Here is a 21,333-nt window from a genome sequence, read left to right as displayed (position 1 = left end):
GATGGTTGGTACTTCTTGGCAGCTCGGGACACAAAAGGCTGGATGCTATGGGGCCGCTATGGGCCTATTAATCGCCGCAGCTTTACCGCAAAAGCAGTATTGTCATCAAACCCCTTGAACAGTTGTGCCCCTGGGCCAATGGCAGCAACGGTAATAGGCGTTGGGGTATGACCAGAGCTCCCCCAATAAAAGCCAGTTTGCCTTGCAATTGCTAAAGCAAGGATGTTAGACGGCAAGTAATTTGAACTAGGATTCAACTGCCCTTGGCTTAGAATTTTTTCCCGCAAGTCATCATCTAAAGCAAGGCCAGGAAAATTATCTTGTAATAAAACATTCAAATAGGCATTCAAGTCAGAGCTGCTGGTTGTTTGCTTTGCCTTGGCTTTAAATTTTTGTGAAAACTCATTGAGCGACATCGTAAAGCGTTCGATTAGCTTGAGCTGCTCGATATTCACATTCAAATAGTTTGCACTTCCTGCGGGTCCCAGATTTTTACGTCCATAAGTAGGAGAAAAGCCACCCGTCTCATGATCACCAGTAACGATCACCAAGGTATCTGGATTACGTTTCTGAAACTCTAGCGCGACCTTTACAGCATCATCAAAGGCCCAAAGATCTCGCATTAAAGCAGCAACATCATTTTGGTGGCCTGCAGAATCTGTATTTTCATTTTCGACAAACAATACAAATCCCTTGTTATGACTCTTCATAGAGTCCTGATTAAGGGCTTGGAGTGCCCCCGTCAACATCTGCGATAAAGTCGGCGTCTCTTGTGGGTTCCGATCAATTTCATAATCCAAATCTTCCTCGGCAAATAGCCCCAAAAGCTTAGATGATTTGATTTGATTGAGCTGTTCTGGGGTATTGATATATTGGTAACCTTTTGCTTGAAAGGCTTCAATCACATTCTTGCCGTCTTGACGTTTTCCACCAGCAAGTGTGCTTGGCAGAAAATAGTTTGAGCCTCCGCCCATCAAGACATCTGGGGCTAACTCTAAATACTGATTCACGATTAATTCATTGTCTTGCCTGGATTTGGAATGAACACTAAAAGCCGCAGGACTGGCATCATAGATTGGCGCAGTACTGAGCAGTCCAATTCTCTTTCCCTTATCTTTGGCCACCCTCATTATTGTGGGCGGTGTACTGCCGTCTGGAGTGATTGAGATGGCGCCATTATTTACTTTATAGCCAGTAGACATGGCAGATGCAGCGGCGGCCGAATCAGTTACAAAATAATTTGCTGATTCTGTTTTCATCAACTGATACTGCCCCTTTGCCATTACGACATCAGTTACGGCAAATGGTTGTTGTCGCAGTAGCGCACTGGAATAACGACCAAATTCGTATTGACTACTGGTCGTGCCATCTGCAAATAAAATAATGATATTTTTCGGGACTGCATCCGAAGTTGACGCACTATGTCCATAGTTAAATTGGGCAAGTGCGAAATTGGAAATGGCAATTCCACATATAAAAAGACAAGCATAAATGAGCGTTTTTAATTTAGTCATAACGCAACTATACCCCGGCCTTGAATGAAAAAAACCACCCGAATGAACTGACCCCCAAAAGTTGGACAGTTTAGTTAGGTTACCAGAAGGGATTGAGTTCGGTATTGCACCGGACTTAATCCCTTTAGTTTTTGTTTGATTCGATCATGGTTGTAGTAGTGGATATATTCATGTAGCCCCTGCTTAAATGATTCGATCGTCTCAAACTTCTCTTGGTAGAAGAACTCGCTTTTCATGATCCCAAACCAGTTTTCCATGACGGCATTATCTAAGCAATTGCCTTTTCTGGACATGCTTTGGGTAAGGCCTTGTTCTTTTAAAGCCTCCTGATAAAACCCCATCTGATATTGCCAGCCCTGGTCTGAGTGCAGCATGGGTTTATCTTTTGGTTTTAGTTGCTTAAAAGCCTGTTGGAGCATTTGCATCACCATGCTGATCTGAGGACGATCTGTGATCGTATAAGAGATGATCTCTTGGTTATACAGATCTAAGATTGGTGAGAGGTAGACCTTCTCACCCTTTATATTGAACTCCGTGACATCAGTTACCCACTTCTGATTAGGCCTACTTGCTCCAAAGTTACGCTCTAGTAAATTGGGGGCCACCTTACCAAGGGCTCCCTTGTAAGACTGATAGCGTTTAGGTCTGACAGTCGACTTGATCCCCAGCTGAGCCATCAGTTTTTGTACGGTCTTGTGATTGAGGTAGCAGCTCTGGGAGCTAAGCGCTGTCTGCACCCGGCGATAGCCATAGCGACCTTTATGGGCATGGAAGATGGTCTTGATCTGCATCTTGGTGTCGAGATAAGGATCTGGTTTAAAGCTGGCATTAACCCAGTAGTAATACACACTCCTAGGTATTCCAACTACTGTCAAGATCACTTGTAGTGGATAACTCCGCCTTAACTCAGCAATCACTTGGACTTGTTCTTGCTTGCCAAGTGCTTTTGCTGGGCTAAGGCCTCTAACTTTTTTAGATAAGCGTTCTCCACTTCTAAATACTGCGCTTTGCGCAGTAACTCGTCATGTGTCAGCTCAGAAGATGGCCTAGCTAGTAGCGCTGCAATCTCACTTTGTTTTGGCATGGGCGGTCGTCCCTTGGGTTTGGATTGCAAGGCTGCAATACCACCTTCATTGTAGAGTTTTTGCCACATCCAAACCGTGCTTGGAGAAGGGATATTGAAGTGGGCAGCTGCGTAATGAAGGGAGACTTGGTACAAGTCGATGTATTGCAGGACTTGCATTTTGAACGACGCAGTATGGCGCACAGGCTTTGGGTTAAGCCCAGCAATGCCATGGAGCCGATGGGCTAAAATCCAATTACGGACCTGAGCATGACTAATCTTAAATAGATGGGCAACCCGCTTGAGGCCACCAGACTTTAAAAACTCCTTAACTACCTTTAGTTTGAACTGCTTACTGTATTTGCTCATAAAACAAAACCCCCTTGGTTGGACTTGATGTCCAACTTTTGGGGGTCAGTTCATTCGGGTGGTTTTTTATTGGATGGGGGACTCAGTTTATAATTCTCTAAGCAATTGAATTAAAAGAGATTATTCTTAAAAATCCCTTTCTGTATGTTTGACAGTCCTGAGGGGCTCTTGGACAATGCGTTTGGCGGTTTGATTCATGCCAAAACCCTTCATGACAGCCCATCTTTCCCCAACTTCCAGCCCATCTAGCCAAGTGCTCGAGGCCCGTGCTTTGACCTGTGTGCGGGGTGATAGAAAATTATTTACTGACTTGAGCCTGCGGGTTGGTTCTGGTGATTGCCTGCATGTTCGAGGTGAGAACGGTGTTGGCAAGACTAGCTTATTGCGACTCTTAACAGGATTGGCAAAGGCAGAGTCTGGTGAGGTGCTGTGGAATTCTCAATCTATCGCTTCTGAGCCTAGCGTTTTCCATCGTGAACTCTTGTTTTTGGGTCATCGTGACGCACTTAAGGAAGAGTTGACTGCTTTAGAAAATCTGCAAATGTATGCTGCTCTCGATGATGTTCAGCTTCCCCTTGAAAAAGCATTAGCTGCCTTAGCTCGTTTTGGTTTGCGTGGACGTGAAAACTTGCCCGTACATTGCTTGTCTGCAGGTCAAAAGCGTCGTGTATTAATGGCGAGAATGTTAACTCGTGGGGCACGCTTATGGATTTTGGATGAGCCATTTAATGCTCTAGACATTCATGCGGTTGCTGAGTTAGAAAAATTGATTGCTGAGCATCTAGCTTCTGGAGGCCTGCTGGTATTGACCAGCCACCAGGCCGTTAACCTATCTAAGGTAAAGGTGCTGGACTTATGAGCGCCTTATTTGCCATGGTTCATCGTGACTTACTCTTGGTTATGCGTCGCAAGAGTGAAGTACTCACAGCGCTGTTTTTCTTTGTGGTGGTAACTAGCTTATTTCCTCTGGGCATTGGTGCTGACGCTGCGCTTCTTCGGAAGATTGCACCTGGCGTCATTTGGGTAGCCGCTTTGTTATCTACTTTGTTAGGTTTGCACAGGATGTTTGCTGCTGATTATGCTGATGGTGCATTAGAGCAAATGGCTTTGTCATCTCAGCCGATGGTTTTATTAGTCGCAGGAAAAATAATTGCACACTGGATTGTGTGCGGGCTGCCATTGGTAATTTTGGCGCCAATCATTGGTATTCAGTTTGATTTAGATCTGAGCTCCTTGTATGTATTGATGGGAACTCTATTATTAGGTACGCCTGTGATGTCTCTCTTGGGCTCCATTGGCGCGGCACTTACCCTTGGGGTAAGGGGCGGTAGTGTATTGATCAGTTTGTTGATCTTGCCTCTGTATATTCCGGTCCTCATTTTTGGTGCTGGTGCGGTATATGCCAATAGCGTTGGGTTAGATAGCTCAGGACATTTTTCCTTGCTCGGCGCTTTATTAGTTTTGGCTTTAGCATTTGTACCTTGGGTTAGTGCTGCAGCCCTAAAGATAGCGATTGAATGACAGATATTAATAATTTTTCAAAGTCCCGCTTAGTCAACTGGTTTAAGTTGTCGAGCCCCAGTACCTTTTATCCGGTAGCGGGAAAGCTCATCCCGTTTTTCTGGGTATTGACTGCAATCTTTGGTGTGGCAGGTCTTTGGGTAAGCTTCTTTGTTGCTCCAGTGGACGCTGTCCAGGGCCAAGGTTATCGAATCATTTTCATTCATGTGCCTGCATCATGGATGTCGATGTTTATTTACTTGGTGATGGCAGCTTGGGCTGGTCTAGGCTTAATTTTCAACACCCGTTTATCAGCAATGATGGCACAAGCTTTAGCCCCGATTGGTGCATGGATGGCATTTCTGTCTTTATGGACTGGGGCATTTTGGGGTAAGCCCATGTGGGGCGCTTGGTGGGTATGGGATGCTCGCTTAACTTCTGAGTTGATCTTGTTGTTCCTGTATTTGGGTTTTATTGCCCTGCAAGCCTCAATTGACAATGCGCGCAGAGCGGATAAAGCGGGTGCAATTTTGGCCTTAGTGGGTGTAGTCAACGTGCCGATTATTTATTTCTCAGTGAAGTGGTGGAATACCTTACATCAGGGGGCTTCCGTATCTCTCACTAAAGCACCGGCGATGGCGCAGACCATGTTGCTAGGAATGTTATTAATGGCTTTGTGCTTCTGGATGTACACCATTGCAGTGGGTTTAATGCGAGTACGCGCCATTATTTTGGAGCGTGAGGCCCATACGGATTGGGTGAGACAATTAGATGAGGTGAAAAACTGATGTGGAATAGTCCAGCAGATTTTTTTGCAATGGGTGGCTACGCACTCTATGTGTGGAGTAGTTTTGGTGTTTGTGCAGCTATTTTATTGTTGGAGCCAATTAGTGTGCGAGCTCGCAATAAATCGATTTTGCGCAGGCTCAAGCAAGAGTGTTTGGCTGCGCAGTTTGATAACGAAGGTAGTAAGTGAAGCCTAGACATAAGCGTGCATTAATTATTGTTGCTGCCTTAGCAGTCATCGGTATCGCTGCATTATTAATTTTGAATGCACTGAATAGCAACATCGCACTCTATGTAACACCAAGTGAGGTGGCAGCTGGTAAAGCACCGCAAGGTCAGGCCTTCCGAATTGGCGGTATGGTGAAGGATGGCTCTCTAAAACGCGATGGTTTAACAGTTCACTTTGTGATTACTGATCTTGTAAAGGATATTTCTGTTTCCTATACAGGCATCCTGCCGGATTTATTTAAAGAAGGTAAGGGCGCAGTGATTCAAGGAAGATTGAATACTAATGGAGAATTTGTGGCAAGCGAAGTATTGGCTAAGCACGATGAAAACTATATGCCCCCAGAAGCAAAGCATGCATTAGATCAGGCTCAAAAAAATGGAAGTAATAAATGATTCCTGAGTTTGGGCATTACGCACTGATTTTGGCTCTTTGTCTTGCCTTAATCCAAGGGGTCTTACCGCTAGTGGGTGCGCATTATGGCCGCCGCGAATTTTTAGTGCTTGCAAGACCTGCAGCTCAAACCACCTTTTTGCTGCTTGCGATTGCATTTGTCATCTTGGCGTGGAGCTTTTATGTCAATGATTTTTCTGTGCTCTATGTTGCTGAACATTCCAATTCGCAATTGCCCGTCGTCTATCGCTTGGGCGCAGTATGGGGTGGTCATGAAGGTTCTTTATTGCTGTGGATCTTCTTGTTAAGCACCTGGACTATTTTGGTGGCCCAACTATCTAAAGCTTTAGACGAGTTTATGGTTGCGAGAGTGATTGGTGTACTGGGCTTGGTAACAAGTGGTTTATTGCTCTTTGTATTAACAACATCCAACCCGTTTGAACGTTTATTACCAGCCGCCCAAGATGGTCGATCACTCAATCCCTTATTGCAAGATCCAGGCTTAGTATTTCATCCGCCGATGTTGTATATGGGCTATGTTGGTTTCTCTGTAGCATTCGCATTTGCGATTGCTTCACTGCTATCGGGAAGATTGGATGCCGCCTGGGCTCGCTGGTCACGCCCTTGGACAACCGCTGCATGGGTATTTCTGACACTTGGCATTGCATTGGGTTCTTGGTGGGCCTATTACGAGTTAGGTTGGGGTGGTTGGTGGTTCTGGGATCCAGTTGAAAACGCATCCTTTATCCCTTGGTTGGTTGGCACAGCGCTATTGCATTCTTTGGCGGTAACAGAAAAGCGTGGCGGCTTTAAGAGCTGGACAGTGCTTCTGGCAATTACTACTTTCTCACTTTCGCTCTTGGGAACATTCTTAGTACGCTCTGGTGTGTTGACCTCAGTGCACGCCTTTGCAACCGATCCAAGACGCGGCATCTTTATTCTGATTTTCTTATCTCTGGTTGTTGGCTCTTCATTAGCCTTATATGCTTGGCGTGCCCCTAAAAATACTCTGGGCGGTAAATTTAGTTTGAGTTCTAGAGAAACATTTATTTTGCTCGGCAATGTGTTCTTAGTGGTTTCTGCTGGATCGGTATTGTTGGGTACACTCTACCCTCTACTAATAGATGCCATGCATCTTGGAAAAATTTCCGTTGGCCCTCCTTATTTCAATAGTGTTTTTGTGCCGATCATGATTCCACTCTTGGTACTTATGGGAATTGGGCCATGGACTAGCTGGAAGAATACCGATTTGATCATCGTCATTAAGCGTTTATGGCTTGCTGGCCTAGTAGCGGTATTGGCGGGCGTAGTAATTCCGTTAATCATGGGGCAATTTACTTGGCTTGCTGGACTGGGTTTCTTGCTCGCATTCTGGGTTATTTCATCTGGATGCTTGCAAATTATTCGACAGGCAAGATTGGGCAAACCTACACGATCTTTTATTGGTATGCAGCTCGCTCACCTAGGCATTGCCATCTTTGTGATTGGCGTGACGATGGTTGGTGCATACCAAGAAGAAAAAGATGTGCGCATGTTGGCCGGTGAAACGGTAACCGTAGGGGGTTATCAAATTCAGTTACTGGGGGTTGATAAAGCGCTTGGTCCAAATTACCAAGCTATGCGTGGCACTTTCTTATTAACTAAGAATGGCAATGCTCAAGCAACCCTCTACCCAGAAAAGCGTAGTTATTTTTCTTCAACAATGCCAATGACCGAGGCTGCAATTGATGTCGGCTTAACAAGAGACATTTATGTATCTCTGGGTGAGGAGTTAAACGATAAAGCTTGGGCTGTCAGGGTCTATTACAAGCCATTCGTCGATTGGATCTGGGGAGGTTGTTTGTTAATGGCCCTGGGTGGTGTCTTAGCAATCTCCGATAAACGCTATCGGATGAAGCTAAGGAAGGCTGCATCATGAAAGCCAAATTTCTGATTCCCCTATTGCTGTTTGTTGTGCTCGTCGGCTTTTTGGCTGTTGGCCTCAATCGTGATCCGCATGAAGTGCCGTCCCCATTAATTAATAAGCCTGCACCTGCATTTGAGATTGCGCAGTTGGCGCATGTCAATAAAACCTTTTCTCCTGCCAGCATGAAGGGTCAAGTTTGGATCCTCAATGTTTGGGCTTCGTGGTGTGTAGCTTGTCGGGAAGAGCACCCCGTATTAGTTGAGCTGGGTAAGTCAGGCCAGGCACCGTTAATAGGGCTTGATTACAAAGATAAGCGTGAAGATGCGCTAGCGATGCTAGAAAGACAAGGGAATCCTTATTTGCTTTCGGCATTTGATGCTGATGGTCGAGTCGGCATTAATTATGGAGTGTATGGTGTACCGGAAACTTATGTGATTGATCAATCAGGAATCATTCGGTTTAAGCATATTGGCCCAATCACTTTAGAAATCCTGAATCAAAAAATCTACCCATTGTTGGCTGAGCTCAAAAAATCATGAAGTACTTCTTTTTGGCAATTGCATCTTCTTTATGTTTGCACGCTGCTTATGCAAATGATGCTGCGCCATTGGCCGATGACCCCGTAACAGAGCAACGTCTGATTAGTATTTCTGAAGAAATGCGTTGCTTAGTGTGTCAAAACGAATCTTTAGCTGGTTCGCGCTCTGATTTAGCAAACGATCTTCGCAGGGAAATTCGTACTCTTATTAAAGAGGGCAAGAGCGATGATCAAATTCGTTCCTTTATGGTTGAGCGCTATGGTGACTTTGTCTTGTATCGCCCACCAGTGAAACCCATTACTTGGTTGTTGTGGATTGGCCCATTTGTGATTCTAGTGATTGGGATTGCATTTTTGCTGGCTTATCTGCGCCGTCGTAATACGCTTACATCCAATAAGACATTGACAGCAGAAGATAATCAAAAAATTGATGACTTGTTAAATGCGCTTGGAAAAAATGATCGGGATGGAATTCATGGCTAGTTTTTTTATTCCCGCATTCTTATTGCTAGTGTTAGTTTTATTGTTAGTCTTACGACCATTTATCTTCTCTGGCAAGAATGAGGGTACCTCTCGTCGCCAAATGAATGCAGCCATTTATCGTGAAGAGCTCGAGAAATTGGCGGCAGAGCGTGATGCTGGAGCCATCGATATTCAAGAGTATGAAATGAGTCATGCTGAAATGCGTCAACGTCTTTTTCAGGATACTAATGAAGAGGACGACAAGGCGGTAATGGGTTCAACTAAAAAAGTCGTGATTAGTCTTTGTGTCTTTGTCGTGCTCATTTCTTCTGGCTTATATCTTTTCTTGGGCGATGTGGTGCGGGTAGCTCAAAATAGTGAGCAGCGGCCAATGACCCAAGCCAGCGTTGAAAAGATGGTTGCTGACTTTGCTCTCAAGATGGAAAAAGATCCCGACAATCTCAAGGGCTGGGCAATGCTGGGTCGATCCTATCGCATCTTAGGGCGTAATGAAGACGCTGCAAAGGCCTATGGTCGTGCAGGTAGCTTTATTAGTAATGATCCTGAATTACTGGCAGAGTATGCCGATACTTTGATCGCAACCGCCAATGGAAGCTTTGCTGGTAAGCCATTGCAATTAATTAATCAGTCATTAAAACTAGATCCCAATAATTTGTTAGCACTTTGGCTATCAGGATCGGCATCATTTAGCGGTGGCAACTACAAAGCGGCAGTGCAAACCTGGCAAAAGCTTGCAAAACAGCTACCTCCAGGCTCAGAGGAGGTCCGTGCAATTGAGGGCTCGATTGCTGAGGCCCGGTCTAAGGGTGGTTTGGCTAATACTAATGACGCTACCAATACTGCAGTTGCGAGCGGGAAGGGCGTCAGTGGCAAGATTGAGCTCTCACTGGAGTTGAAAGCTAAAGTGAAGTCGGGTGATGTCGTGATGGTGATTGCACGCCAACCTGGTGAGCGTATGCCAGTAGCTGTTTTGAAAGTGCCTGTAACCCAATTTCCAATGAACTTTGCTTTGACTGATGCGCAAGCTATGAATCCTAGTGCCCCAATCTCAAAACTGGCTGAAGTTTCTATTGAAGTTAGAATTTCCAAAACCGGAATGGCTAAGGCTGAGACTGGAGATTTGATCTCAGCGGTTCAAACCGTTAAAGTCGGATCAAACCAGGTGAAGTTATTAGTTGATCAAGTTCGGCAGTAAATTAATTGCATAGCTTTGATGGCTAGCAATAAACCATAGAGGTCTTATGAATTCTCTAAAAAAATACCTATACAACCCATTTGCGATTGCTATTGGCTTTTGCGTATTGCTGATCTCTATATTTGCCGTCTTATGGATTTTGGTACCCCCGCCACCTAAAGCAATAGAAATGGCTACCGGTTTTCCAACTGGTCTTTATTACCAGTTTGGCGAACGCCTCAAGAAGGAGGTTACAACTGATGGCGTCAATCTAGAAGTAAAAGCTACCGGTGGAACCATCGATAACTTAGCCTTACTCAATGATCCCAAGTCGGGTGTGAAATTTGCGATGATCCAAGGCGGTGTTGCCGATGTCACCAAATATCCCAATTTGGTTTCAATCGCAGGAATGTTTTATGAGCCAGTTTGGGTTTGGTACCGCGAGCCTGCATTTAAAAGCGAGAGTGGAAAACTATCGGTTTTGGGGCAACTTAAAGGTAAGCGTGTTGCCATTGGTAACGAAGGGAGTGGAACTCTAGCACTAAGCACCGCCTTATTGAAAATGAGCGGCATTGCTGAAAATGAAATTCATACGGAAAGATTAAAGCCGGATGAAGCACTCGCTAAGCTCAATAGCGGAGATTTAGATGCTGCATTTATTGTGGCTGCTGCAGAAGCCCCCGTTCTAGAAAAGTTTTACAAAATCCCTGGTATTCGTTTGATGAGCTTTGATCAAGCAGATGCTTATACCCGTAACATGCCCTACCTATCAAAAGTGAACGTCCCTCGGGGCCTCTTAAGTATTGAGCATGATCTTCCGCGCCAAGATATTCAAGTGATTGCACCTACCGCTACATTGGTGACGCAAGACAATGTAAGTCCCGCGATGATTTCTTTATTGTTAAGCGCCTCTTATGACATTCTGAAGTCGTATTCCCGATTACAAAAGCCCGGGGAGTTCCCATCAAGTATCGGTATGGATTTCCCATTACACGTGGATGCTGAGATTTATTTGAAGGATGGCCCATCTTTCTTGCATCGCCACCTTCCTTTCTGGACAGCAGTCTGGGTTGGACGTTTTGTGAAGATCGTGATTCCGTTGTTAGTGATTTTTATTCCTCTCTTCACTTATATTCCGTCAGCTAAAAACTTTTTATTACGCCTTAAGCTTGCGCAAGTCTATACAGAGCTAAGGGAGCTTGATAAGAACGCCTTTAATCCAGTTTTGAAAGAAAAAAACTTGAAAGATCTCGAAGCAATCGAAAGGCGTGTTAACAATATCAAGGTATCCATGATGGATTCCAAAGAGTTATATGATCTCAAGGGGCATGTAGGAGATGTGCGTGCACGTTTAAAGCATCTGTATCCTTAGGTAGAGACAAAATGTATAAAAAAATGACAACAATAGTAGGGTTGCTATTTTCGCTTTTGTTTTCTATAGGCGCACATGCGCAGTCTTATCCCAATAAGCCAATTGCATTGGTGGTGCCCCAGGCTGCAGGGGGCACCAATGATATTGTCGCTCGCTTGATTGCACCTGCTTTTGGTGATGCCATCGGTGCTTCAGTCGTGGTGGAGAATAGGCCAGGTGCTGGTGGCAATATTGGCACACAAAGCGTTGCGCGTTCAGCAAAGGATGGTTACACATTGCTTCTGACGATTAATAGTGCGCAAGCGATTAATCCAGCCTTATACAAAAATCCTGGATTTGACCCGATCAATGACTTTGTTCCTCTTTATTACATTGGTGCCACACCCTATGTTTTGGTGTCACCCCCAGGCTCACCCTATAAAACCCTTGCTGATGTAATTGCCGCGGCAAAGAAAAAGCCAGGCGAGCTTTCGTATGCATCTGCTGGTAACGGAACGATTAGCCACCTTCTTGGTGCGATGCTCAATACTAGCGCAGGGGTGGATATGCAGCACATTCCCTACAAAGGAGTGGCACCCGCAATTAATGACGTATTAGGTGGCCAAGTCCCCCTCGCTTTTGCGAGTTTGCCATCAGCCTTAAATTACATTAAAGCTGGAAAGCTGCAAGCAATTGCAATAAGCTCAGCCAAGCGCTCTAGTGCTGCCCCTGAAATTCCAACGATTGCGGAAACCTATCCCGATTGTGTGGGTGAAGTATGGGTAGCCTTATTTGCACCTATAGGCACTTCTTCTGATGCTGTTAAGAAGATTCAGGCGGCAATGGATAAGACTCTGGCTAAACCAGATGTGCGAGAAAAATTGATCGCACAAGGCTTGGACTTGAGCCCAGTACTGCCAGCTAAATTAGGTGCCCTGCTGAAGGATGAGCTCGCAAAGTGGGTAAAAATTGTGAAGGCATCAGGTGCGCAGCTGGATTAATGACTTGTAGCCTATTGCCCTAAAATAAAGATATGACCTCAGCCAATCTTTCTCCGGCGCTTACTCCAGCCAAAGATATTCCCGAGGCTTTGCGAGCAGATGGCTTCGCAGTTGTATCCGCTGAAACAGTGGCGGAGATTAGCAAGATTCCTTTAGCGAATTTAGAGCGTCTTACCCAATTCTGGGAAGGTTTGCCGCGTGACCCCTATCTTAAGGACGGTGGTCGTTATCGTTTTCGTCGTCATGCAAGTTACGAGGTGAAAAACAATGTGCTGACTTTGGTGCCACATCGTGCGCATTGGCAGTCAGTGGACTATAACGCCTTACATGGTGGGATTGAGCGATGGTTTGAGCCAATACAAGCCAATGTCATCAATGACCCCGCATGGCAAGCGGTATTACTTGGGTTGGCAAATGTATTAAGTGGTCTTAAGCCAGTAACAACCTGGTTTATTGAGGCACATCAATTTCGAATTGATACTACCGATGGTATTGGTCGGCCAACACCAGAGGGCGCGCATCGAGACGGTGTTGATTTTGTTGCCGTATTTTTATTAGAACGAGTGGGCATCAAAGGTGGTGAGACCCGAATCTTTGACGCTAAAGGATCTGCTGGTCTACGATTTACTTTGACCCAACCTTGGTCTTTATTGCTCATGAATGATGAACGCATGATTCATGAATCTACGCCAATCCAGCCATTAGCAAGCTATGGTTATCGCGATACCTTGGTATTGACCTTTAGGGCTAACGGTTTTCAAGATTCACCAAACCGTAGTCAACAATAAGCTTGGCCATCAACTGTGCCTGATATATATCGCGTAGCCTGCGCCGCAGGGTTCTCAGGTGATCGGATAGGGGTTGCAAAGCCTTTGGTAGATGAGCTCATTAGACTGGGCGGACCAAGTTGTCTGATATTTGAAAGTCTGGCCGAGAGGACTCTAGCGCTGGCTCAGTTGGAGCGTCGCCAGAATGACCAATTAGGATACGAACCCTTATTGGCAGAAATGGTAGAGCCTATCTTGTTAGATTGCGTGCGCGCAGGCATTCCGATTGTGGGTAATTTTGGTGCAGCCAACCCTCTGGCAGCGGCGGAACTCATTGCTCACATCGCAAATGACAAAGGTATTCCCGATTTAAAGATCGCGATTGTTTACGGGGATGATATTTCTGCACCTTCGTTGAGAAAAAAATTAGAGGACTCACTTTCTGCGCAAGATCAAAAAATCTTGGCATATAGTCAGCTGGTTAGTGCCAATGTGTACTTGGGGGCAAAAGAAATTGCCGAGGCTTTAACTGCGGGCGCACAAGTTGTGGTGACTGGCCGCGTTGCCGATCCCGCGCTAACCGTTGGTCCTTTGATGGCGTATTTCAAGAAAAGTTGGAGTGATTGGAATTTTTTAGGTGCTGCTACGATGGCAGGTCATCTGCTCGAGTGTGGGGCGCAGGTAACTGGCGGTTATTTTGCCGATCCTGGATACAAAGATGTTCCTGAGCTTAGTAATGTTGGATTTCCAATTATTGAAATTGATCCATCAGGAAATATTTGTGTAACAAAGCCGATGAATACTGGTGGTGTAGTGAATCAGATGACCGTGACAGAGCAGTTGCTCTACGAGCTACATGATCCCGCGCAGTATTTAACGCCAGATGTCGTGGCTGATATCACTGAAGTCACCGTAATTGATCAGGGCGACAATCGGGTGCAGGTTACTGGAGTCAAGGGCCACCCCAAACCTAGCACCTTAAAAGCCAATATCTGTATTGATGGTGGATGGTTGGCTGAAGGAGAGATTTCCTACGCGGGTCATCAGGCGTATCAACGAGCAGAGCTTGCAGCGCAAATTGTTCGCGAACGTCTTGGTAAGCAATTGCATTTAAGAGTCGACTTTATTGGCTCATCTAGCATCTTTGCGAGTGACTCTGGACACGGCCCAGCACAAAATGCTGAAAATCACTTTGAAGATATCCGCTTGCGTATTGCTGCCGCTCATCAAGATCGCACATTAGCAATGCAAGTCTGTAGAGAGGTGAATGCTCTATATACCTGTGGTCCTGCTGGAGGAGGCGGTGTTCGAACTAGCTTAAAGCCACGACTCAATACCTTAGTAGGTTTTATTCCTAGAGATGAAATCATGGCATCGTATCAATTCTACGAGGGGAGGGGTGACCAATGAAGAAGTCTTCCGTGCCTCTTTATGAGATAGCCCATGCGCGCACTGGAGACAAAGGATCGCGCTCCAATATTAGTGTGCTTGCCTATCAGCAAAAAGATTTTGCTTTGTTGCAAAAGCAGTTAACCGAAGACAAAGTGAAAGCGCACTTTGGGTTTCGTAATCCGACGTCGGTAAAGCGCTATGATCTACCAAAATTGATGGCGCTTAACTTCGTGATTGATGACTTGCTAGATGGGGGCGTTAATCTATCTTTAAACTTAGATTCTCATGGCAAGAGCCTGTCTTATTGGCTCTTGTCTATTGAGATTGAGGTTGAATAATTCGATTACTCGGCTTCCATGCCGGCTGCTTTGATGGCTTGAGCCCACTTAGTAGTTTCTAATTTAATTTTTTGCCCAAGCGCTTCTGGTGTTCCAGGTTGCGTCTCAAAGCCCATTGAGGCAAATCGTTCGGTGAGATCTTTAGACTTGGCTGCATCATTAATTGCTTTATTGAGTTTAATGACAGCGTCCTTAGGCATCCCTGCGGGACCAAAGGCGGCAAAGAAGGCAATCAATTCATAGTTCTTGATGCCCAATGCTTCATTGACAGTGGGCAACTCAGGAATGGCTGGTGAGCGTTTGAGCGAGGTCACCGCTAAACCTCGAATTTTCCCTGCTTGAACTTGTGGCAATGTCACTGCAAAGTCCGCAGTAAACATATTGACTTGACCGCCGATTAAATCCGTCATTGCATTAGGTCCACTCTTATAAGAAACACCTGTCATTTTGATGCCCGCTGCATTCGCCAACATTTCTGATGAGACCCGTTGTGATGTACTTGCATATGCAAATGTGATTTTTCCAGGATCGGCTTTTGCAAGGGAAACAAAACCGTTGAGAGATTTCACAGGCAGATCATTGTTCACTGCTACGATCAATGGAACTGATCCAAAGTAACCAATTGGGGTAAATGCGGTGTCTTGGTTATACGGTAAATTTTTAACTAAGCTTTTGAGGGCCGCATTTGTGCTGTTCGTACCAAATAAAAGGGTGTATCCATCAGCTGCTGATTTGGCTACTACGTCTGCTCCAATCATGCCATTGGCCCCCGGGCGATTTTCAATCACGACAGGTTGACCGAGGGCATCAGCCATTTTGGCAGCGAACGCGCGTCCAATTTGATCGGTGGCACTACCGGGAGCGAACGGAACAATTGCCTTGATTGGTTTTGAGGGGTAGTTGTCTGCCAATGCTAGGGTGCTAGCAAAGCAAAGAGTCAGGGCAATGCAGCGACCCAGAAAGCATATTTTTTTCATATTGTCTCCATGATTTATGGTTAGTGTAGCGGGTCTTGGTGAACTTGGGCGAGTAGAATAGGTTCACGTTTTTACTGATACTTTATGCGCTTTCGATCAACCGGTTATACCCCTCTTATGCTTATAGCGCAGACCTGCGCTTTATTGGGTTTCGCCTGTTATGCGGTTGTGCTGACTCCATTACAGGAAGAGTGGCATTTAAGTAATCTCCAATCTGGTTTGATAGCGAGCGCATTCTTTTTTGGCTACATGCTAGCTGTTCCCTTGGCCACTGCATTAACAGATCGTGTTGATGCTCGTAAGGTCTATCTCGTTGGCGGTTTATCTGCAACCTCAGGTCTTTTGGGGATGAGTCTATTTGCTAATAATTTTTGGACAGCACTGTTCTTTATGGCGATCAATGGCGCAGGTCTCGCCGGCACTTATATGCCTGGACTCAAAATTCTATCTGACCGCATTCAGTCAGGCGAGTTGACTCGTCACATTGCTTTCTATACTGCCTTCTTTGGAATTGGTACAGGCTTTTCTTATTTGTGTTCTGGATGGATATTGAGTGCACTCGGATGGCACTATGTATTTGGCATGATTGCTTTGGGACCATTCACTGCATTTTTGATTGTGTTCTTGTTGATTCCACCCTTGGATCAAGATAAGTGGAAGGGGCCTATCAAAATTCGTCTGCAGGATATATTTCCGGTAGATAAGTGGAGGCTGGTACTTCAAAACAAAAAAGCTTCTGGATTTATCTTTGGCTACACCGCTCACTCTCTAGAATTATTCGCTTCTCGTAGCTGGATCGTGGCCTTCTTTGCCTTCTGTGCGGCAGCTTCTGGTGAATCTTTTTTTCTAGCCGCTACCACTTTGGCTGGGGTGATCAATTTCTTTGGGGTGCCTTCTTCTATTTTGGGTAACGAAATTGCTTTAAGAGTGGGTCGCCAAAAGTGGGTTTGTATTGTGATGCTCACCAGTGCAGTGATGGGGATTGCCCTAGCCAGTTCAACAGGACACTCTTGGTGGTTAATTGTGGCCTTGGCTATTGGTCACGCTATCTTTATTATGGCTGACTCTGCAACCCTCACGGCGGGTTTAGTTATCAATGCTCAAGAAAATATCAAGGGCGCTGCCATGGGATTACATTCGCTTATGGGATTTGGCGGTGGATTGATGGGCCCCGCTATTTTTGGATTTGTATTGGATATTGCTGGTTCGCGTTCTTCCCAAATTGCTTGGGTATGGGCTTATGTTGCTGTTGTGATATGGGGCGTTCTCTTTGTGATTTACGAACGTCGTAATGGCTGGGTAGATAAAACCAATTCATGAGCAATGACAAACAGTATTAAAGCCACTTGTTATCACTGCTCAAGCAGAATTTTGCCTGGCGATCTCATTGAGACCGAGCTTGGGGGAGTGCAGCACCAATTCTGCTGTCCAGGATGTATGGCAATTGCCCAAACTATTCATGGTGAAGGCCTAGAAGTTTTTTATGCACGTCGTGCTCAGACGGGCGAGAAGCCTGCAGCTTACTTAGCTGGCAAAGACATTCCTGAAAAACTCAAGCCTTACGATGATCCATCCTTGCTTGGCCGTTTTACAAGGGCGCATGGGACTGAAGGCGATTTAGAAACGACATTGCGCCTTGAAAAAATTCGTTGTGCAGCTTGCGTTTGGTTATGTGAACAGCACTTACGTCGTCAAGTGGGTGTCATTGATGTGCAAATTCATTACGTGACACAAAAGGTAATGGTGCGCTTTAATCCAAGTAAAACAAGTCTAGCGAGACTACTTTTTGAGATAGAGCGTATTGGCTATGAAGCATGGCCATTTGAGCCTTCACTTTCTTTAGATAGGGCGAAGAAAGAAAAACGTCAGCTGTTAACGCGCCTAGGCGTGGCAATGCTGGGCATGATGCAAGTGATGATGTACGCGTGGCCTACTTATGTGGGTGCAGACATTACACCTGAGTTTGAAGTTCTATTAGGCTGGACGAGTTGGGCACTTACAGTCCCGGTGATGCTCTATTCGGCAGGGCCTATCTTCCAGGCTGCATGGCGTAGCGTTCAATCCTTTAAACAAACGCATATGTTGGGTATGGATGTGCCGATTGCTTTGGCCTTGGCTTTAGCATTTACGGCTGGAACGATTAATCTCATTACAGGATCGGGCCAAAGTTACTTTGATTCAATTACGATGTTTGTGGCATTTATCTTGGCCGCAAGATATGTTGAATTATTAGCAAGACAGGATGCTCAGGGTGGAGCAGAAGCTTTAGCAAAACAGTTACCAGCGACTTGCGAACGCATTTTGAATTACCCAGACTCTCAAGATGTGCAGGTAGTGCCAGTAGTCAATTGCAATCCTGGAGAGGTATTGCGAGTATCACCAGGTGAGGTGGTGCCAGCAGATGGTATTTTGATTGAGAACGCTAGTGCGCTCGATGAATCTTTGCTAACTGGTGAATCTAAGCCGGTTGAGAAAAAAATTGGAGATCGCTTATATGCAGGTACTCATAACATTCTCAATCCACTGATGATGAGAATCGATGCCGTAGGTCAATCTACACGCATTACTGGCATTGCATCTTTATTAGATCAAGCATTGCTTGCAAAGCCTGTCATGGTCAGTCTGGCTGAAAAATGGGCTGCGTACTTTGTCGCTTTTTTGTTACTGAGTGCCTTTGTTTCTTCAGCAATTTGGTTGTACTTTGATCCTAGCCAAGCATGGACAGTATTGGTATCGGTATTGGTTGCCAGTTGCCCTTGTGCTTTATCCCTCGCCGTACCTACCGCAATGGCTGCTGCTCAAGGCGCTGTTACCAAACTAGGTTTACTGATTGTACGTGGTCATGTATTAGAGGGCTTGTCTAAAGCAACGGATCTTGTGCTCGATAAAACTGGCACGCTCACAATGGGTCAGCCAGAGCTAAAAGAAATTATTAATTTGCGCGCAGACTTTCGTCGTGAAGATGCTTTGGCGCTTGCACTTGCATTGGAGTCTGGTCAAAGACATCCCTTGGCACTATCGCTGTTGCGAGCAGCAGAACTGGAGAAAATCTCTCCTGCTACATTGATTGATCCAGTAGTCAATCAACAAGGTAAAGGTTTGCGTTCAGGACCTTATCGCCTTGGTAGTGCTGTTTGGCTTGGTATACAGCAGAATGCTCGAGAGGGTCAATATGGGCAAGTTCATCTCGCAGATGCGCAAGGACTCATTGCAAGTTTTGTGTTCCTGGATACGCCAAGACCAGGTTTGCAGAATTTATTACAAACTGCAAAGTTGAGAAACGTTGCTGTGCATTTGGTGTCGGGCGATGATCCGGCGACAGTTTCTTGGTGGGCTCATCATGTTGGTATTGAAAGCTATAAAGGTGCATGCACTCCAGAGGAAAAATATGAATACATTGAGCGTTTACAAAGTGAGAAACGCTTTGTTTGGGCAATTGGCGATGGTGTGAATGATGCGCCCTTGCTTGCGCGTGCTGATATCTCAATTGCGGTAGGGGCGGGGGCGCCACTCGCCACAGCCGGCGCTGATGCAATTTTGACCGCAATCTCACTTGAGCCTTTGGCAAAAACATTAGCGCTAGCAGACAAGACCCAAGCCATCATTAAAGAAAATTTATTGTGGGCGCTGGTTTATAACTTGATAGCGATACCTGCGGCAATGATGGGTTTGGTCAACCCTTGGGTTGCTGGTATTGGCATGTCACTTTCCTCGCTGGCCGTGACTTTGAATGCTTGGCGATTACGAAAAGCTTAGACTACAGCAATGGAAAGCCTCTTTATTCTGATTCCACTGTCCTTGCTCTTGGTAGGGCTCTTGGCATGGATTTTGCATTGGTCAGTGAAAAGCGGACAGTTTGATGATCTTAATGGTCCTGGCGAGTCTATTTTGATGGATGACGACCTTCCATCGCCGCGCAAAGTTAGTGAAGACTCTCAAAAATAGCCATATTTATAAAGACTATTGATGGTCTACGGCTTAATTTTCTGGGTGAACCACGATTTTGACCCTCCCTTTTTGATATAGATCAAAACCCCCTTAAAGCCTTGATTTGATAATCAATCCAGTCTATTTGGATTATGTCGCTGTTTGGTCACAAAAAAGGAGAAACCATGGGACTTACCGTGGGGGGTAATCAAGATACCTTCAATTACAAGGTTGTCAGCCAATTTGCCATCGTTACCGTGCTTTGGGGAATCGTTGGCATGCTCGTGGGGGTTATTCTCGCGGCGCAGTTAATTTGGCCTGAAATCACTTTCAATATTCCTTGGCTTAGCTATGGTCGTTTACGTCCATTGCACACCAATGCAGTCATTTTTGCCTTTGGTGGTTCAGCATTATTTGCTACCTCCTACTACATTGTGCAAAGAACCTGCCAGGTACGCCTCTTCTGTGACAAGTTGGCAGCATTTACTTTCTGGGGCTGGCAGGCGGTCATTGTTTCTGCTGCAATCACTTTGCCATTAGGTATTACAACTTCTAAAGAGTACGCTGAGCTTGAGTGGCCAATCGATTTATTGATTACTGTTGTTTGGGTCGCTTATGCAGTCGTTTTCTTTGGTACCGTGATCAAACGTAAGACTAAACATATTTATGTATCAAATTGGTTCTTCGGTGCCTATATTTTGACGATTGCAGTTTTGCATATCGTAAACAATATTGAAATGCCTGCAAGTCTCTTTAAGTCTTATTCGGCTTACTCTGGCGCACAAGATGCGATGATTCAGTGGTGGTATGGACATAATGCAGTGGGCTTCTTCTTGACCACTAGCTTCTTGGGCATGATGTATTACTTCATTCCAAAACAAGCTGAGCGTCCGATCTACTCCTATCGCTTATCGATTGTTCACTTCTGGGCTTTGAACTTCACATACATGTGGGCAGGTCCTCACCATTTACAACACACATCATTGCCTGACTGGACTCAGTCTTTAGGGATGGTTTTCTCACTAATCTTGTTGGCGCCATCATGGGGCGGCATGATTAACGGCATCATGACTTTATCTGGCGCATGGCACAAGTTGCGTCGCGACCCAATCTTGAAGTTCTTGGTAGTGGCCTTGTCTTTCTACGGTATGTCGACTTTCGAAGGCTCGATGATGTCAATCAAGACAGTAAATAGCCTGTCGCATTACACAGACTGGACTATTGGTCACGTTCACTCAGGTGCTCTAGGCTGGGTTGCCATGATCACGATTGGTTCTTTGTACTACTTGATCCCACGTTTGGTTGGTCAAAAAGATATGTACAGCACCAAATTAATTGAATTGCACTTCTGGATTGCAACCATTGGCGTAGTCATTTATATCGCTGCAATGTGGATTGCGGGTGTGATGCAAGGTTTGATGTGGAGAGCATTTGAGCCAGATGGTACTTTGACTTACAGCTTTGTGGAGTCAGTAAAAGCTACCTATCCTTTCTATGTCATTCGTTTGCTAGGCGGCCTGTGCTACTTGGGCGGTATGTTGTTGATGGCTTACAACGTCTACAAAACTGTGATTAACAAAAAATTTATAGACGCTCCCATTCCACAAGCGTCCATCGCCGCTCATTAA

21 protein-coding genes are annotated in these 21,333 nt (G+C 45.4%); 18 read left to right on the top strand and 3 right to left on the bottom strand.

Going from position 1 to position 21,333, the window contains the following annotated elements; genetic code table 11:
• Positions 1 to 56: 56 nt before the first annotated feature.
• Positions 57 to 1,514 (bottom strand): alkaline phosphatase, encoded by a 1,458-nt coding sequence (locus tag A8O14_RS08230; protein ID WP_068949069.1) that lies wholly within the window; start codon positions 1,512 to 1,514, stop codon positions 57 to 59.
• Positions 1,515 to 1,588: 74 nt separating this feature from the next.
• A protein-coding gene (locus tag A8O14_RS11630) for an IS3 family transposase (RefSeq protein ID WP_099092309.1) occupies positions 1,589 to 2,946 on the bottom strand; the annotation gives its coding sequence in 2 pieces (ribosomal slippage) (positions 1,589 to 2,481 and positions 2,481 to 2,946; 1,359 coding nt in all).
• 196 nt (positions 2,947 to 3,142) lie between these two features.
• On the opposite strand from A8O14_RS11630, the gene ccmA reads away from it, so the two are divergent.
• Genes ccmA through A8O14_RS08150 form a run of 14 tightly spaced genes read left to right on the top strand, consistent with a single transcriptional unit; the run spans position 3,143 to position 14,801 of the window.
• Positions 3,143 to 3,805: a cytochrome c biogenesis heme-transporting ATPase CcmA gene (gene ccmA, locus A8O14_RS08215; protein ID WP_228385058.1), complete on the top strand. Its 663-nt coding sequence runs from the start codon at positions 3,143 to 3,145 to the stop codon at positions 3,803 to 3,805.
• Positions 3,802 to 4,467, top strand: a complete 666-nt coding sequence (gene ccmB / locus A8O14_RS08210) for a heme exporter protein CcmB (RefSeq protein WP_068949066.1) — start codon at positions 3,802 to 3,804, stop codon at positions 4,465 to 4,467. Before ccmA ends, ccmB begins: the two co-directional genes overlap by 4 nt.
• On the top strand, positions 4,464 to 5,234 hold the full coding sequence (ccmC, locus tag A8O14_RS08205) for a heme ABC transporter permease CcmC (protein WP_068949065.1): 771 nt from the start codon (positions 4,464 to 4,466) through the stop codon (positions 5,232 to 5,234). Before ccmB ends, ccmC begins: the two co-directional genes overlap by 4 nt.
• The gene (gene ccmD, locus A8O14_RS08200; protein WP_068949064.1) at positions 5,234 to 5,422 is read left to right on the top strand and encodes a heme exporter protein CcmD; all 189 of its coding nucleotides are present in this window, start codon (positions 5,234 to 5,236) and stop codon (positions 5,420 to 5,422) included. Before ccmC ends, ccmD begins: the two co-directional genes overlap by 1 nt.
• Positions 5,419 to 5,853 carry a cytochrome c maturation protein CcmE gene (gene ccmE / locus A8O14_RS08195; RefSeq protein WP_068949063.1) on the top strand — a complete coding sequence of 145 codons (435 nt, stop codon included), beginning with the start codon at positions 5,419 to 5,421 and terminating at the stop codon, positions 5,851 to 5,853. Before ccmD ends, ccmE begins: the two co-directional genes overlap by 4 nt.
• Positions 5,850 to 7,769: a heme lyase CcmF/NrfE family subunit gene (locus tag A8O14_RS08190; RefSeq protein WP_068949062.1), complete on the top strand. Its 1,920-nt coding sequence runs from the start codon at positions 5,850 to 5,852 to the stop codon at positions 7,767 to 7,769. The genes ccmE and A8O14_RS08190 overlap by 4 nt, the downstream gene beginning before the upstream one ends.
• Entirely contained in the window at positions 7,766 to 8,296 is a 531-nt protein-coding gene (locus A8O14_RS08185) for a DsbE family thiol:disulfide interchange protein (protein WP_068949061.1), read from the top strand. Before A8O14_RS08190 ends, A8O14_RS08185 begins: the two co-directional genes overlap by 4 nt.
• Positions 8,293 to 8,778, top strand: coding sequence for a cytochrome c-type biogenesis protein (locus tag A8O14_RS08180; RefSeq protein ID WP_068949060.1), 486 nt, complete (start codon positions 8,293 to 8,295; stop codon positions 8,776 to 8,778). Before A8O14_RS08185 ends, A8O14_RS08180 begins: the two co-directional genes overlap by 4 nt.
• Positions 8,771 to 9,973, top strand: a complete 1,203-nt coding sequence (gene ccmI, locus A8O14_RS08175; protein WP_068949781.1) for a c-type cytochrome biogenesis protein CcmI — start codon at positions 8,771 to 8,773, stop codon at positions 9,971 to 9,973. The genes A8O14_RS08180 and ccmI overlap by 8 nt, the downstream gene beginning before the upstream one ends.
• Positions 9,974 to 10,019: 46 nt before the next feature.
• The gene (locus A8O14_RS08170) at positions 10,020 to 11,324 is read left to right on the top strand and encodes a TAXI family TRAP transporter solute-binding subunit (protein WP_068949059.1); all 1,305 of its coding nucleotides are present in this window, start codon (positions 10,020 to 10,022) and stop codon (positions 11,322 to 11,324) included.
• Positions 11,325 to 11,347: 23 nt separating this feature from the next.
• A complete protein-coding gene (locus A8O14_RS08165) occupies positions 11,348 to 12,304 on the top strand; it encodes a Bug family tripartite tricarboxylate transporter substrate binding protein (protein ID WP_068949779.1) in 957 nt (318 codons plus the stop codon).
• A 32-nt stretch (positions 12,305 to 12,336) separates the two neighbouring features.
• Complete coding sequence (locus A8O14_RS08160; protein ID WP_068949058.1) at positions 12,337 to 13,092, top strand: 2OG-Fe dioxygenase family protein; 756 nt, start codon at positions 12,337 to 12,339, stop codon at positions 13,090 to 13,092.
• Between the two features lie 15 nt (positions 13,093 to 13,107).
• Positions 13,108 to 14,481 carry an acyclic terpene utilization AtuA family protein gene (locus A8O14_RS08155; RefSeq protein WP_068949057.1) on the top strand — a complete coding sequence of 458 codons (1,374 nt, stop codon included), beginning with the start codon at positions 13,108 to 13,110 and terminating at the stop codon, positions 14,479 to 14,481.
• A complete protein-coding gene (locus A8O14_RS08150) occupies positions 14,478 to 14,801 on the top strand; it encodes an AtuA-related protein (RefSeq protein ID WP_068949056.1) in 324 nt (107 codons plus the stop codon). Before A8O14_RS08155 ends, A8O14_RS08150 begins: the two co-directional genes overlap by 4 nt.
• A 5-nt stretch (positions 14,802 to 14,806) precedes the next feature.
• Here the strand turns inward: A8O14_RS08150 and A8O14_RS08145 are convergent, their stop codons facing one another.
• Positions 14,807 to 15,778, bottom strand: coding sequence for a Bug family tripartite tricarboxylate transporter substrate binding protein (locus A8O14_RS08145; RefSeq protein ID WP_068949055.1), 972 nt, complete (start codon positions 15,776 to 15,778; stop codon positions 14,807 to 14,809).
• An 84-nt stretch (positions 15,779 to 15,862) separates the two neighbouring features.
• Between A8O14_RS08145 and A8O14_RS08140 the strand changes: the two genes are divergently transcribed.
• The 4 genes from A8O14_RS08140 (at position 15,863) to ccoN (ending at position 21,333) form a co-directional block, all read left to right on the top strand.
• Positions 15,863 to 17,098: an MFS transporter gene (locus A8O14_RS08140; protein WP_068949054.1), complete on the top strand. Its 1,236-nt coding sequence runs from the start codon at positions 15,863 to 15,865 to the stop codon at positions 17,096 to 17,098.
• Positions 17,099 to 17,101: 3 nt separating this feature from the next.
• The gene (locus A8O14_RS08135) at positions 17,102 to 19,534 is read left to right on the top strand and encodes a heavy metal translocating P-type ATPase (protein ID WP_068949053.1); all 2,433 of its coding nucleotides are present in this window, start codon (positions 17,102 to 17,104) and stop codon (positions 19,532 to 19,534) included.
• A gap of 9 nt (positions 19,535 to 19,543) precedes the next feature.
• Complete coding sequence (ccoS, locus tag A8O14_RS08130; protein WP_068949052.1) at positions 19,544 to 19,723, top strand: cbb3-type cytochrome oxidase assembly protein CcoS; 180 nt, start codon at positions 19,544 to 19,546, stop codon at positions 19,721 to 19,723.
• A gap of 167 nt (positions 19,724 to 19,890) precedes the next feature.
• Positions 19,891 to 21,333, top strand: a complete 1,443-nt coding sequence (ccoN, locus tag A8O14_RS08125; RefSeq protein WP_068949051.1) for a cytochrome-c oxidase, cbb3-type subunit I — start codon at positions 19,891 to 19,893, stop codon at positions 21,331 to 21,333.

Origin of the sequence: Polynucleobacter wuianus (assembly GCF_001659725.1) — a bacterium.
GTDB classification, from domain to species: Bacteria; Pseudomonadota; Gammaproteobacteria; order Burkholderiales; family Burkholderiaceae; genus Polynucleobacter; species Polynucleobacter wuianus.
This window is presented reverse-complemented; position numbering and strand designations above follow the sequence as displayed.